Origin of the sequence: Actinophytocola oryzae (assembly GCF_004364325.1) — a bacterium.
Lineage (GTDB): Bacteria > Actinomycetota > Actinomycetes > Mycobacteriales > Pseudonocardiaceae > Actinophytocola > Actinophytocola oryzae.
In genome coordinates, this window is record NZ_SOCP01000011.1 from 182,367 (window position 1) to 195,690 (window position 13,324).

A 13,324-nucleotide genomic window follows, 5' to 3' on the forward strand; every position below is an offset into this window, starting at 1 on the left:
CCACACTCGCTGGTCGGTACCGGCTTCATAGTGGCCGACTCCGATGAATCGCTCGTGCTATACGTCACCAGCCCTGCCCCTTCCCGCTCAAGGGATGCTAACCCCGTGCCGTCGCGGCGCTTTGCACGGGTTCACGTTCCCCGCTCGTTCCTGGTCGGATCCTCGCCGTGCGACAGGTCGTCCCACATGTCCTTGTCCGGGTCGCCGGAGCGTCGTTCGGCGTCCACCAGCTGGTAACGCGCACCCATCGCGGGCAACGTGGTCGCGTACCGCACGACCAGCACGCCCGCTGCGAGGAAGAGCACGCCGCCGAGCAGCGCGAGACCCCGTCCGGAGAGCAGGTTCTCGCCGCCGGGCGCCGCGATCGCCTGCCAGCACACGAAACCACCCGCGACCGCGATGACGGCCCCGAGGCAGCGCCGCACCCAGCCGTTGACGGCGAACACCCCCGCGACACTCGCGAGCGCCAGCAACGCGACGGCGTCGAAGCTCGAGCCGAGCTGGTGGTCTGACCCCCAGCTCACCTTCGTGGCGCCCCAGAGTGCGGCCGCGGTGCCGAGCAGCGACACCACGACCATCCACAGTGGACCCCTGCTACGCATCGGCCGCCGGACGCATGGTCTCGGCGGTGGCGATCGCCGCCAGCACCGCGCCCGCCTTGTTGACGCACTCGTCGTCCTCGGCGGCGGGGTTCGAGTCGGCCACGATCCCGCCGCCCGCCTGCACGTAGGCCGTGCCGTCCCGCATGAGGGCGGTGCGGATGGCGATGGCCGTGTCCGCGTCACCCGCGAAGTCGAGGTAGCCGACGACGCCGCCGTACAGGCCGCGCCTGGTGGGCTCCAGCTCCTCGATCAGCTCCATGGCCCTCGGCTTCGGCGCGCCCGACAGGGTGCCTGCCGGGAAGCACGCGGCGACGGCGTCGTAGGCGGTTTTTCCCTCGGCAAGTTCACCCGTAACGGTGGAGACGATGTGCATGACGTGGCTGTACCGCTCGACCCGGAAGAAGTCGACCACGTGCACCGTGCCGGGCTTGCAGACGCGCCCGAGGTCGTTGCGGCCCAGGTCGACGAGCATGACGTGCTCGGCGCGCTCCTTGTCGTCGGCCAGCAGGTCCTTCTCGAGCAGCGCGTCCTCGTCCGGGTCGGCACCACGCCATCGAGTACCCGCGATCGGGTGAGTGGTGGCCTGCCCGTTACGGACCGTGACCAGCGACTCCGGGCTGGAGCCCACGATGGCGAAGCCGTCGAGCCGCAGCAGGTACATGTACGGGCTCGGGTTGGTGGCCCGCAGCACGCGGTAGACGTCGAGCGGGTCGGCGCCGGTGGTCATCTCGAAGCGCTGCGAGAGGACGACCTGGAAAGCCTCGCCGGCCCGGATGGCCTCCTTGGCCGTCTCGACCGCCGCGATGTGCTGCTCCTGGGAGCGTCTGCGCAGGTAGGCCGGCTTGGGACGCTCGTAGACGGCGACCGTCGGCGGGGTCGGGGTCTGCAGCGCGGCGGTCATCTCGTCGAGGCGGCGGACCGCGGTGTCGTAGGCGGCGTCCACCCGCTCGGGGCTGTCGTCCCAGTTCACGGCGTTGGAGATGAGGGTGATGGTGCCCTCGTGATGGTCGAGCGCCGCGAGGTCGGTGGCGAGCAGCATGACCAGCTCGGGCAGCTGCAGGTCGTCCTCGGTGAGCTCCGGCAGGCGCTCGAGGCGGCGGACGGCGTCGTAGCCGATGAAGCCGACCATGCCGCCCGTGAGCGGCGGGAGGCCGGGGAAGGCGTCGGTGTGCAGGCGCTGGAGGGTCTCGCGCAGAGCCGCCATGGGGTCGCCACCCGAGGGCAGGCCGACCGGCGGGGTGCCCGTCCAGACGGCCTCGCCGTCCACCTCGGTCAGCGCGGCCGCGCTGCGTACGCCGACGAAGGACCAGCGTGACCAGGACCGCCCGTTCTCGGCGGACTCCAGGAGGAACGTGCCCGGCCGGTCCGCGGCGAGCTTGCGGTAGACCCCGACGGGCGTCTCGGCGTCGGCGAGCACGCGCCGCACGACCGGGACGACCCGGCGGTCGGCGGCGAGCGCGCGGAACTCCCCCCGCGTCGGACTGACCACCCCGAGCCCTCTGGCGGGTGCGGCGGCTTCGATCACACTGACCATATGGCCATTGTGCCGTGGTCCGTTTTCCCGGTTTCCACGGCGTGAATTCATCTAGCGTTGAAAAATTTCGCTGCTTCGCGCATCATGGAGTGGTGACGGACAAGACGCAAGGGGCACGGCGGCGGGGGCGCCGGCCCGGTGGGGCGGACACGCGGGAGGCGCTGGTCAACGCGGCCCGCGAGGTGTTCATCGAGCAGGGCTACGACGGCGCGACCGTGCGCGCGATCGCCGCGAAGGCCGGCGTGGACGCCGCGATGGTCAACCACTGGTTCGGCGGCAAGGAGGGCCTGTTCGGCGAGGCGGTGCTGAAGCTGCCGTTCAACCCGAAGGAGATGGTCGAGGACTTGCTGGCCGCCGACCCCGACCACATCGGCGAGGCCGTCGTGCGGCGGTTCCTCACGACGTGGGACAGCACGGGCGGCGGTGTCTTCACCGCGCTCATGCGCAGCGTGACCAGCCACGAGGAGGCGGGGATGATGCTGAAGGACTTCTTCTTCAAGCACATCTTCAAGCACGTGATCCACAAGCTGGCCCCGGACAACTACGACTTGCGCGCCACCCTGGTGGCCACCCAGCTGGTCGGCATGGGCATGATCCGCTACGTGGCGAGGTTCGAACCGCTGGCGTCGACCGACATCGACACGATGTCCGCCGCGATCGCCCCCACGATCCAGCGCTACATCTCGGGCAAGGTGGACTGAGCCCTGAACGCACTGAAGGACGCCTTCCTTACGCTGGGCGTTACGAAGGAGTCCTTCAGTGCGGCTGACCACCGGCGGCCTCTAGAGCAGGCGGTCCTTGTCGAAGCACGTGGCCGCGCCCGTGTGGCATGCGGCGCCCTCCTGGTCGACCACCAGCAGGATGGTGTCGCCGTCACAGTCCAGGCGCACCTCGTGGACGCGTTGCGTGTGCCCGGACGTCTCGCCCTTCACCCACAGCTTCCCCCGGCTGCGGGAGAAGTAGGTGGCGTTCCGGGTCTCCAGCGTCAGCGCCAGCGCCTCGTCGTCCATCCACGCGACCATCAGCACCTCGCCGGTCCCCCGGCGCTGCGCCACCGCGCACACGAGACCGTCGGCGTTGCGCTTGAGCCGTGCGGCGACCTCCGGGTCCAAAGTGGTCACCGGACCACCACCTCGGCCTCCCGCAGGGCGTCCTTGACCTCGCCGATGCGCAGCTGTCCGAAGTGGAAGACGCTCGCGGCGAGCACGGCGTCGGCACCCGCCTCGACCGCGGGCGGGAAATGCGACACGTCCCCGGCGCCACCCGACGCGATCAGCGGCACGTCCACCTCGGCGCGGACCTTGCGGATCAGCTCGAGGTCGAAACCCGCCTTCGTGCCGTCCGCGTCCATCGAGTTCAGCAGGATCTCCCCCACCCCGAGCGCCTGCCCGCGCGCGGCCCACTCGACCGCGTCGATGCCGGTGCCCTCGCGGCCGCCGTGCGTGGTCACCTCGAAGCCCGACGGTGTGCCGGGTGTGCGCCGCGCGTCGACCGACAGCACGACGCACTGGGCACCGAACCGCCGGGACGCCTCGGAAAGCAGCTCGGGGCGCAGGATCGCGGCCGTGTTGATCGACACCTTGTCCGCGCCCGCCCGCAGCAGCTTGTCCACATCGGACACCGCGCGGACGCCACCACCGACGGTCAGCGGGATGAACACCTGCTCGGCCGTGCGCCGCACGACGTCGAACGTGGTCTCGCGGTCCGACGAGGACGCCGTGACGTCGAGGAAGGTCAGCTCGTCCGCGCCCTCGGCGTCGTAGGCGCGGGCCAGCTCGACCGGGTCGCCCGCGTCGACGAGGTTCGTGAAGTTGACGCCCTTGACGACACGCCCGGCGTCGACGTCGAGGCAGGGGATCACGCGGACCGCTACTGGCATGCCGCAAGTCTAGGTGGCGGATACTTGCGGTCTGGCGGAGAGGAGCGGATGTGGCGCGGACCGGGCGGCGGCCGGGGCAGACCCAGACCAGGGAGGACATCCTCGCGGCGGCACGCGACCAGTTCGCCGAGCGCGGCTACGGCGGCGCGACCATCCGGGGCATCGCGGCGGCGGCGGGGGTGAACCCCGCGCTCGTGCACCACTTCTTCGGCTCGAAGGACCAGGTGTTCGTGGCGGCGCTGAACCTGCCGTTCAACCCGTCGGTACTGGTCGACACCCTCCTGGAGGGACCGCGCGACCGGATCGGCGAACGCGTGCTGCGGCTGTTCCTCGGACTGTGGCGGAGGCAGGAGACGAGGGCGCCGTTCCTGGCCCTGCTCCGCTCGGTCTCGAACAGCCCCGAGGTGGCCGCCCAGATGCGGACGTTCATGGAGACCGCGGTCCTGTCGAGGATCGCGGCCGCCCTGGAACTGCCGACGCTGCGCCTGACCGCGGCCGCGTCGCAGATGATGGGGCTCGCGATGGTCCGGTACGTGCTGGCGGCCGAGCCGATGGCGTCGGCGACCGACGACGAGGTGGTCGCGCTGGTGGCGCCGGTCATCCAGCGCTACTTCGACCCGTAGTCGCTGGTTACCCGGATCTGGTCGTACCGTGGTGCGGGCCGCCATACGATCGCTGACATGCTGCTTCGTCGCGCCTCGCGGATGATCCTGGTCCCCACGCTGGCCCTGGCCCTGGTCGGGGCAGCCGAACCGGTCGTGGGCACAGCCGCCGCTGAGACAGACCCCCAGCAGCAACTGCTGTACTACAACCACTCGTACGGGGTCTTCGACCGGGAGACCGCCGATGCCATCGAGCACTCGGAGTACCTACCCGAGTTCGCCAACTTCAGCGTCCGCACGTCGACGGGCACCGGCGGCGTGAGCTGGACCGGCCGCTACCTGATGGGCCGCGAGACCTACGTGGAGCTGTTCGGCGTGGGCGACCTGCCGGACCAGGACGGCACCCTGGGCTCGACCGGCCTGGGCCTGTCGACGGAACGGGCAGGCCAGCTCCCCACGGTCGCCCAGCGCATGGCCGACGAGGGCGGCACCCCGATCGGGTTCATCCAGATGCGTGACTTCGGTGACGGAGTGCCAGTCCCCTGGTTCGACGCGGTACTGGTCGCCGAGACGTACGACTCGTTCAGCGGCTGGGCGATGGAGTACCGCCCGGAGTACTTCGCCGACCCGCGCGGCAACACCGAGCCGGAGAACTACCCGGGTGACGTCGGTCGCGAGCGCTACCTGTCGGACGCCTACCGAGACCACCTGATGCGCGACGTGACCGGCATCCGGATAGCCATGACCCGACGGGACCTGGACGCGACGGTTCCCCTGCTGCGGGCGGGCGACTTCGCCGTCCACACGTACCCCGGCGGCATCCTGGCCACCAGGGGCGGCACCACGATGCGCTTCGACGCGGTCCCCCGCGAGTCGGCGGGCATGAAGCGGATCGAGTTCTCCCTCAACCGCCCGGTCCTCCACCGCCATGTGGAACAGCTGGGCAACTCGACCCTCGTCGTCGGCCCCGGCGCCAGGGCGGTGTGGACCTTCCGGTAGCCCGGCCTATTGCGTGCCTACCCAACAACGGCAGGTGACCGAGGTTTACCGTGACGCATGTGGACCTCAACCTCCTGACCACGCTGGACGCCCTGCTCGAGGAGAACAGCGTGCAGGCGGCGGCCGACCGGCTGCACCTGTCGGCGCCTGCGGTGAGCCGCGCACTGACGAGGATCAGGAAGTCGACGGGTGACGACATCCTGGTCCGAACCGGCCGCACGATGACCCCGACGCCCAGGGCACTGGCGATCCGCGACGAGGTCAGGGCGCTGGTCGAGCGGGCAGGCGAGGTGCTGGCCCCGAACCGGGTCCTGGACCTGGCGAAACTGAGGCGCACGTTCACGATCCAGGGCCACGACGCGCTGGTCGGGGTGCTGTACCCGGCGCTGCTGGCGACGGCGGTGGTGGAGGCGCCGGGCATAGGGTTGAGGTTCCTGCCGGAGTCACCGGTGGACACGCCCGACCTGGCTCGCGGCCACGTCGACGTCGAGGTGGGCTCGACGATCCCGACCACGTCGGAGATCAGCCACGAGGTCGTGGGCCATGACGAACTGGTCGCGGTGTTCCGCGCGGACCACCCGCTGGCGCAGGACTTCACCCTCGACCACTTCGCGGCGGCGGACCACGTGACCGTGTCCAGAAGGGGCAGACTGCGCGACGGGGTCGACAAGGCACTGGCGGAGCACGGCCTGCGGCGACGGGTGGTGGCCGCGCTGCCGACGAGCGCGGTAGCCTTGCAGGCGGCCGCACACAGCGACACGGTGGTCGTGGTCGCCCGCCGGGCCTGCGCGAGGGCGTGCGAGGGCCTCGGACTACGCACCCATGCCCTGGACCTCGACCTGCCTGCCCCGCCGGTGGTAGTCGCGTGGCCGAGCCGCTACGACTCCGATCCCGCACACGCGTGGCTGCGCGGCCACTGCCGGTCGGCGCTGGCCTGAGCCCCACGCATGACAACTCACGAAGCACCCGATCGAGCAAACGCCTGCTGTTGCCGGACAGCCGTGGCCCCAGCCGTCACGAGCGGAACGGGAGGCCCTCTCGGCGAGACCCGCCGAAAGCCGGCGAGGCACCCGGCCGGGGCGGACTGCCGGCGCATGGTCACCACCAGCCCGGCTCCACCACGAATGGCAGCAGGATCTCGCCACATGGCTGGTTCTGCGCAACATCGAGCACCGAGGCGGTGGACGGTCGTTCTGCTGGTGGCGCCGGGGACAGCCGACGAGGCAGCTGATGGAGCGAATCGCGTGGCTCCGGGCCACTGCCGAACGGCGGCCCGAGTCACCGCGCGAACGGCACCGGGATCACCCCACATGTTCCCCGAACACGACCTCGACCATCGCGACGGCGGCGGTCGCCCTACTGCCACCGCAGGAAGCAATCCTCGCCGGGCGGAACGGGTGGCTCCGGGCCGCTGTCGGATGGCGTCGGCCTGCGTTATCGCGCGAGCGGCACCAGGATCTCCCCGCGCGTTTCCCTGTGCACGGCCTCGATCATCGCGGCCGCGACCGTTGCTCTGCTGACGCCTGCCGGGAAGAGTCGGCGGGGCACGCGGTCGGGCGGAACGCTGCGGCGGGTGGTGCTGACGGGCCCGTCGGTCATGGGGCCGGCGTGGAACACCGTGCCTCCCGCGCTCAGGATCGCTGTGTCGGCGGCGATCTTGTCGGCGAGCTCGGTGCGGAGGAACACGCCGAGGAGGGTTCGGGTGAGCAGGCCGGCTGCGGTAGCCGACGCACCGGTGCCGAATGCTCCGACCGAGACGATCCGGGATGGCGCGGCAGCAATGATCGCGTTGGCGCCGGCCGTGAGCACCCCGGCGGACTCCCCTTTCGAGACTCCCAGGGCGCACAGGACGTTCTCGGCTCCGGCCAGCGCCTTCGCGATGGCGTCGGGGTCGAGGACGTCGGCCGCTACACGGGTGAGGCGGTGGCCGCCGTCGACGCGTTCGGGATGCCGTGAGATCGCGACCACGTCGTGGCCTCCGTCCAGGGCCTGCCGGGTCAGCTCCTGTCCCAGCTCGCCGGACACCCCCAGGATCGTGAGTGTCATGCCGGCACCACCGCGAGCACGTCGAGGGCCTTGGCGTGCAGGCCTGGCGCGGCGACCAGGACGTCCGGGCTTTCTGGTCGCCAGGGTTGGCCGGACAGCTCGGTGGCGACTCCGCCCGCCTCGGTGACCAGGAGGGTGCCTGCGGCGGTGCCGGGCAGGTCGGGCTCGTACTGCCAGAAGACGTCGAACTGTCCGGCGGCGAGCCCGAGCAGGGGGAAGGTGGTGGGAATCGTGTTGCGTACCAACAAGGCGTGGTCGGACATGGCGGCGAGCGCCCGTCCGAAGCGGGCGTGTACGTCGGTGCTGCCGCCTGCCTGGCTCGCGGTGACGACGGCCGCGTCGAGGCTGGTCTTGGCGGAGACCCGGAGCCTGGTGCCGTTGAGGAAGGCGCCCGCGTCCTTGACGGCGGTGTAGGTGAGGTCGCCGATCGGCTGTCGGACCACGGCCAGCTGTGGTGTGCGGTCCTTGACGAGGGTGATGGTGACGGCCCACTCGGGCAGCCCGTGGACGTGGTTGACGCCGCCTTCGGCCCCGTCGACGATCCACCACTCGCCGGGTGGCACGGCGCGTCCGGAGACGTCGTCGTCGAACCAGCCGGCCTCGGGTCGCACGCCGTCGAGTGCTTTCCTGACGGCGGTGAGGGATGCGGCCTCTATCCGCATGCCGGCCTCGTACATGGCGGCACGGTCGACGGGTCGGGCGGCGGGGTCGAAGAGTTCGAGAAGCCGGTCGCCGCCCTGCATGGCGGCGTCCACAACGGCCGGCAACAACTCGTGGTAGTTGGTCATGCTTTGACTCAACCGCCGAACGGGCCGTGAATCAAATGCAACCTTGTGAAGCGACGATTTACTCAGACGCATGTGCGCCAGTGCCGTCTTGTTGCCTCGGACCGAGCGTGCTCGCTCGTCGGACGGGGATCAGGCTGGTGGCGGGCTTCCCAGGAGTCGGGCACAGGCAGTGTGACGGCGCGGCCGAGTCGCATCCGCTGCACGGAGGCGGCCGAGCGGGTCTCCGGTCAGGCGCCGAAGGCGGCGCGAACAGCTTCCAGCGCCTCTGTGGTGTCGATCCCGAGTGCGTTGGCTTTGGCGGCGAAGTCGGCCGCGGCCTGACGCAGTGCGGTCCGGCTGCTGTCGCCGAGGGCGCTGACGAAGGTGCCTGCCCGGCCTCGGGTCTCGACCATGCCCGCTTCCTCGAGTTCCCGGTAGGCCCTGGCGACGGTGTTGGCCGCCAGACCGAGGTCGGTGGCGAGCGCCCGGACGGTGGGAAGCCGTGTGCCGACCGCGAGTGTGCGGTCGCTGATCTGCCGGGCCAACTGCGACCGCACCTGCTCGAACGGCGGCACCCCGGACTCGGGGTCGATGTCGATCAGGTTGGCTGACACACCCTCACGTTAACCCTCGCCGCCAAGGGAACCCGCGCCAACCCGGCTTGTGGCGACTCCACCGCCCGGGGTCGGACGCGCGACCCCGACACCAACGAACCGGGACGCAACACCATGCCGTCGGGCGACACGGCCGAGGGCCGGACCTCCCAGATCGAGCCAGAATGGAGAGCCGGACAAAGCCCCACGCCGGATCGAGGCGCACTGAGGCGAGCCATGAGCCCGGCACGGTCAGAATCGGGGAGCCAGCCTCAAAGCCGATGCCGGGTCCGGCCGACCTGGAGGCGATCCGGCCAGGGACAGCCACCTCGCGAGCCAACGCCATGCAGCGCACGTTTTCGTCAGCCACCACCATGTCTCCCGCCGGACATGCGTTCGCCGTGACGGTCACCTGCTCCGCCCGCAGCACGGCCTGCCTGCTCTTGCGCTCCTTCAACTTGCCCCGCTCTTGCTCTCCTTCCGTCCTGCCTCCGCTCCTGCGCTCCCTCTGCTCTGCTCCGCTCCTCTGCTCCTTTTGCTCTGCTCCTTTTGCTCCGCTCCTCCGCTCCTTTGCTCCCCTCCTCTGCTCCTCCTGCCCTGCTCCACTCCTCCGATCCGTCCGTCCTGTCCCGCTGTGCGCTTCTACGTCCTGCCCACTCTTGTGCTGCTTCCGTCCTGCCCGCTCCTGCTCTTCTTCCGGCTTGTCCCGTTGCTGCTCTCAGGACTTGCCCCGTTCCTGCTCTCCTCACGACTGGGCCCGTTCCCTGCTCTCACCCGCACCCAGCCCCGGCGCACCTCGCCTGTGGTCGGCCCTCTCGAGGCCCGCGTCCCGGTCCGCCGCCCGGAGTTGGCCTGGACCCCGGGGAGGCAGGACGGCCAGCGCGTTGGGTTCGGTGCGAACGCGGTCAGGCGCGAGCGGAACCCAAGCGGACCCAAGCGGACCCGAGCGGGGCGAGTGGGGTCGCGGACGAGAGCGCGGTTGACTGCGGGGCTTGGTGGGCGCAGAATTAAACGCATGGCTAATTCCAGGGCCGGCGGCGTCGGTGACGCCGTTGTCGTTGAGGGGTTGCGGGTGCGGCGTGGAGCGCGGGTCGTTCTGCACGACGTCGGCTTTTCCGTTGCGCGTGGGTCCATTACCGGGTTGCTCGGGCCCAGTGGATGCGGCAAGACCACCCTCATGCGCGCCGTCGTTGGGGTGCAGGTTGTCGAGGGTGGGACCGTTCGCGTGCTTGGGGAGCCCGCGGGGAGTCCCCGGTTGCGCGACAAGATCGGGTATGCCACGCAGAACCCGTCCGTCTACGCCGACCTCACTGTCAGCGAGTCGTTGCGGTACTTCGCCTCGATCCTGCGCGCACCTGCGAGCGACGTCGCGCGGGTGATCGACGAGGTGGGGCTCGGCTCGCATGCCGGTCACCTTGTCGGTGAGTTGTCCGGTGGGCAGCTCAACCGCGCCAGTCTTGCCGTCGCGCTTCTTGGGCGGCCCGAGCTGCTCGTGCTCGACGAACCCACCGTCGGGCTCGATCCCGTGCTGCGCGAGGAGTTGTGGGCACTGTTCCACAAACTCGCCGCTCGGGGGGTCACCCTCATGGTGTCCAGCCACGTCATGGACGAGGCCGCCCGGTGCGACCGTCTGCTGCTCATGCGTGAGGGCCGCATCCTCGCCGACGACACCCCGGACGCCCTGCGCACGGCCACCGCCGCCGGCGACCTCGAGCAGGCGTTCCTGAAGCTGGTCCGCCAACAGGAGACACTCGCATGAACGTGACGTTCGCGCTGGCCACCGCTCGGCGCATCCTCACCCAGCTGCGCCACGATCCCCGCACCGTCGCGTTGATGGTGTTGCTTCCTTCGTTGCTGCTGGTCCTCCTTCGGTTCGTGTTCAACACGGAGCAGGCGTTCAGTGCGGCGGCGCCCGCCCTGCTCGCCGTCTTCCCGTTCGCGATCATGTTCATCGTCACGTCGATCACCACTCTGCGTGAGCGCACCACGGCCACACTCGAGCGGCTGATGACGCTGCCGATCGGCAAGCTCGACCTGCTGTTCGGCTACACCATCGCCTTCGGGCTGGTCGCGATCGTCCAGGTGTTGGTGGCCACCGGGATATCACTGACCTGGCTCGGGTTGGAGATCGACGGTTCGGTGTGGCTGCTCATGCTGATCGCCGCGCTCGACGCACTCCTCGGCACCGCGCTCGGCCTGTTGGCCAGCGCGTTCGCCCGTACCGAGTTCCAGGCGGTGCAGTTCATGCCGGCGATCGTGATGCCTCAGATCCTCCTCTGCGGGTTGTTCGCGCCGAGGAGCTCGATGACCCCGGCGTTGGAATGGTTGTCGGATGTGATGCCGCTATCCTATGCCGTGGACGCGCTCGAATCAGTCACACGTTCGAATGAACTCGATGGGGTGTTCGTCAGGAATCTGGTGATCGTCGCAGGTTGCGCCGTTCTCGCCCTGGTTCTGGGCGCCGCCACGCTGCGTAGGCGCACTCCGTGACGGCCGTCTGAGAGCGTTCACAGTTACCGGCCGGTATTGTTCCGGATATGTCGGATGTTGAGCGGCTCGGACGCGGGAGCTACCTGCTGGTGACGACCTTCCGGAAGGACGGCACACCGGTACCCACCCCCGTGTGGGTCGCGCGGGACGGGGACGAGCTGATCGTCTGGACCCAGGCCGGCGCCGGCAAGGTCAAGCGGGTGCGGAACAACGCGTCGGTGGAGCTCGCCGAGTGCGACCTGCGGGGACAGCCGCGCGGGGAGATCGTCAAGGGCACCGCCCGGATCCTCGACGCGGAGGGGACCGAACACGGCCGCCGCGTGCTCAGGAAGAAGTACGGCATCGCCGGGCGCGTGGTCATCGGCGCCAGCAAGGTGTTCCGCGGCCGCGACGGGACGGTCTGCCTCGCGATCAGGCTCGACTGACCGCCGAAAGCGCCTCCGGCAGCGTGAACGCCCCGGCGTACAACGCCTTGCCGATGATCGCGCCCTCGACACCCAGCGGCGCCAACGCCGCCAGCGCACGCAGGTCGTCCACACTCGACACACCACCGGACGCCACCACGGGTGCCTTCGCACGTTCGCACACCTCGCGCAGCAGCGAGAGGTTCGGCCCGGCGAGCGTCCCGTCCTTGCCGACGTCGGTGACCACGTACCGCGCGCAGCCGTCCTCCTCGAGGCGCGCCAGCACGGACCACAGGTCCCCGCCGTCCTCGGTCCAGCCCTTCGTCGCGACGCGCCAGCCACCAGCGTCGTCGGCGCGGACGTCCAGGCCCACCGCGACCCTCGGGCCGTGCGACGCGATCACCTCGGTGCACCAGGCGGGGTTCGTGACGGCCGCGGTGCCCAGGTTGACCCGTGCGCAGCCGGTGTCGAGCGCGGCGGAAAGCGAGGCGTCGTCACGGATGCCGCCCGTCAGCTCCACCTGTATGTCCAGTTGGGACACGATGTCGGCGAGCCGCGCACGGTTGTCGCCCGTGCCGAACGCGGCGTCGAGGTCCACCAGGTGCACCCAGTCCGCACCCGCCTCCTGCCAGGCCAGCGCCGCGTCCAGGGGGTCGCCGTAGCCGGTCTCCGTGCCGGACCGGCCCTGGAACAGGCGCACGGCCCTGCCGTCGCGGACGTCGACTGCCGGGAGGAGGGTGAAGGTCACGCGGGCAGCGTACCTAGAGGTTCTTCAGCCAGTTCGTGAGCAGGTGCGCGCCGGCGTCGCCGGACTTCTCGGGGTGGAACTGCGTCGCCGACAGCGGGCCGTTCTCCGCCGCGGCGACGAAGTCACCGCCGTGCGTCGCCCATGTCACCTTCGGGACGGGCATCGGCGGCTCCGGCTCCAGCTCCCACCGGCGGGCCGCGTACGAGTGCACGAAGTAGTACCTCGTCGACGCGTCGAGGCCGTCGAACAGCACCGAGTCGGCGGGCGCGCGGACCGTGTTCCACCCCATGTGCGGCACGATCTCGGCGTCGAGGCGCTCGACCGTGCCCGGCCATTCGCCGCAGCCCTCGGTGCGCACGCCGTGCTCGATGCCGAGTTCGAACAGGATCTGCATGCCGACGCACACCCCCAGCACGGGTCGGCCGCCCGCCAGCCGCTGGCCGATGATGCGGTCGCCCGCGACACCACGCAGGCCGGACATGCACGCCGCGAACGCGCCGACCCCCGGCACGACGAGTCCGTCGCAGTCCAGGGCGGGGCGATGGTCCGCAGTCACCTCGACGTCCGCGCCCACCCTGCGCAGGGCGCGCTCTGCCGACCTCAGGTTGCCTGATCCATAGTCCAGTACGACGACTCGTGCCACCCCGACAGGTTACGGGG

The 13,324-nt window shown here is 70.3% G+C and carries 16 protein-coding genes; 7 read left to right on the forward strand and 9 right to left on the reverse strand.

From position 1 onward, the window contains the following. Window positions 1-131: 131 nt before the first annotated feature. Entirely contained in the window at window positions 132-602 is a 471-nt protein-coding gene (locus CLV71_RS28145; protein ID WP_133905882.1) for a Trp biosynthesis-associated membrane protein, read from the reverse strand. Continuing rightward, on the reverse strand, window positions 595-2,136 hold the full coding sequence (locus tag CLV71_RS28150) for an anthranilate synthase component I (protein WP_133905883.1): 1,542 nt from the start codon (window positions 2,134-2,136) through the stop codon (window positions 595-597). The genes CLV71_RS28145 and CLV71_RS28150 overlap by 8 nt, the downstream gene beginning before the upstream one ends. Before the next feature lie 92 nt (window positions 2,137-2,228). Here CLV71_RS28150 and CLV71_RS28155 point away from each other — a divergent pair, with 92 nt between their 5' ends. Continuing rightward, window positions 2,229-2,837 carry a TetR/AcrR family transcriptional regulator gene (locus CLV71_RS28155; RefSeq protein WP_133905884.1) on the forward strand — a complete coding sequence of 203 codons (609 nt, stop codon included), beginning with the start codon at window positions 2,229-2,231 and terminating at the stop codon, window positions 2,835-2,837. A gap of 81 nt (window positions 2,838-2,918) precedes the next feature. Here CLV71_RS28155 and hisI read toward each other — a convergent pair whose 3' ends face one another. Both hisI and hisF read right to left on the reverse strand, forming a co-directional pair. Beyond that, entirely contained in the window at window positions 2,919-3,257 is a 339-nt protein-coding gene (gene hisI / locus CLV71_RS28160) for a phosphoribosyl-AMP cyclohydrolase (RefSeq protein ID WP_133905885.1), read from the reverse strand. Then, window positions 3,254-4,015, reverse strand: a complete 762-nt coding sequence (gene hisF, locus CLV71_RS28165) for an imidazole glycerol phosphate synthase subunit HisF (protein WP_133905886.1) — start codon at window positions 4,013-4,015, stop codon at window positions 3,254-3,256. The genes hisI and hisF overlap by 4 nt, the downstream gene beginning before the upstream one ends. A gap of 50 nt (window positions 4,016-4,065) precedes the next feature. Between hisF and CLV71_RS28170 the strand changes: the two genes are divergently transcribed. Genes CLV71_RS28170 through CLV71_RS28180 form a run of 3 tightly spaced genes read left to right on the forward strand, consistent with a single transcriptional unit; the run spans window position 4,066 to window position 6,554 of the window. Next, entirely contained in the window at window positions 4,066-4,638 is a 573-nt protein-coding gene (locus tag CLV71_RS28170) for a TetR/AcrR family transcriptional regulator (protein WP_133905887.1), read from the forward strand. A gap of 57 nt (window positions 4,639-4,695) precedes the next feature. Further along, complete coding sequence (locus tag CLV71_RS28175; protein ID WP_208297788.1) at window positions 4,696-5,616, forward strand: DUF5829 family protein; 921 nt, start codon at window positions 4,696-4,698, stop codon at window positions 5,614-5,616. A gap of 59 nt (window positions 5,617-5,675) precedes the next feature. Then, entirely contained in the window at window positions 5,676-6,554 is an 879-nt protein-coding gene (locus CLV71_RS28180) for a LysR family transcriptional regulator (RefSeq protein WP_208297789.1), read from the forward strand. A 496-nt stretch (window positions 6,555-7,050) separates the two neighbouring features. Here the strand turns inward: CLV71_RS28180 and CLV71_RS28185 are convergent, their stop codons facing one another. The 3 genes from CLV71_RS28185 to CLV71_RS28195 all read right to left on the reverse strand — a co-directional run bounded on the left by CLV71_RS28185 (window position 7,051) and on the right by CLV71_RS28195 (window position 9,031). After that, the gene (locus tag CLV71_RS28185) at window positions 7,051-7,662 is read right to left on the reverse strand and encodes an NAD(P)-dependent oxidoreductase (protein ID WP_133905889.1); all 612 of its coding nucleotides are present in this window, start codon (window positions 7,660-7,662) and stop codon (window positions 7,051-7,053) included. Further along, complete coding sequence (locus tag CLV71_RS28190) at window positions 7,659-8,450, reverse strand: inositol monophosphatase family protein (RefSeq protein WP_133905890.1); 792 nt, start codon at window positions 8,448-8,450, stop codon at window positions 7,659-7,661. The genes CLV71_RS28185 and CLV71_RS28190 overlap by 4 nt, the downstream gene beginning before the upstream one ends. Before the next feature lie 227 nt (window positions 8,451-8,677). Continuing rightward, the gene (locus CLV71_RS28195; RefSeq protein WP_133906053.1) at window positions 8,678-9,031 is read right to left on the reverse strand and encodes a GntR family transcriptional regulator; all 354 of its coding nucleotides are present in this window, start codon (window positions 9,029-9,031) and stop codon (window positions 8,678-8,680) included. Window positions 9,032-10,037: 1,006 nt separating this feature from the next. Here CLV71_RS28195 and CLV71_RS28200 point away from each other — a divergent pair. The 3 genes from CLV71_RS28200 to CLV71_RS28210 are packed head-to-tail and all read left to right on the forward strand — an operon-like array spanning window position 10,038 to window position 11,937. Then, the gene (locus CLV71_RS28200; RefSeq protein WP_133905891.1) at window positions 10,038-10,781 is read left to right on the forward strand and encodes an ABC transporter ATP-binding protein; all 744 of its coding nucleotides are present in this window, start codon (window positions 10,038-10,040) and stop codon (window positions 10,779-10,781) included. Beyond that, entirely contained in the window at window positions 10,778-11,512 is a 735-nt protein-coding gene (locus CLV71_RS28205) for an ABC transporter permease (RefSeq protein WP_133905892.1), read from the forward strand. The genes CLV71_RS28200 and CLV71_RS28205 overlap by 4 nt, the downstream gene beginning before the upstream one ends. Window positions 11,513-11,559: 47 nt before the next feature. Continuing rightward, a complete protein-coding gene (locus CLV71_RS28210) occupies window positions 11,560-11,937 on the forward strand; it encodes a PPOX class F420-dependent oxidoreductase (RefSeq protein WP_133905893.1) in 378 nt (125 codons plus the stop codon). Here the strand turns inward: CLV71_RS28210 and priA are convergent. Beyond that, a complete protein-coding gene (priA, locus tag CLV71_RS28215; RefSeq protein WP_133905894.1) occupies window positions 11,924-12,664 on the reverse strand; it encodes a bifunctional 1-(5-phosphoribosyl)-5-((5-phosphoribosylamino)methylideneamino)imidazole-4-carboxamide isomerase/phosphoribosylanthranilate isomerase PriA in 741 nt (246 codons plus the stop codon). The two genes, CLV71_RS28210 and priA, sit on opposite strands and share 14 nt — an antisense overlap. Window positions 12,665-12,677: 13 nt before the next feature. Continuing rightward, window positions 12,678-13,307: an imidazole glycerol phosphate synthase subunit HisH gene (gene hisH, locus CLV71_RS28220; protein ID WP_133905895.1), complete on the reverse strand. Its 630-nt coding sequence runs from the start codon at window positions 13,305-13,307 to the stop codon at window positions 12,678-12,680. Between the last annotated feature and the right edge of the window lie 17 nt (window positions 13,308-13,324).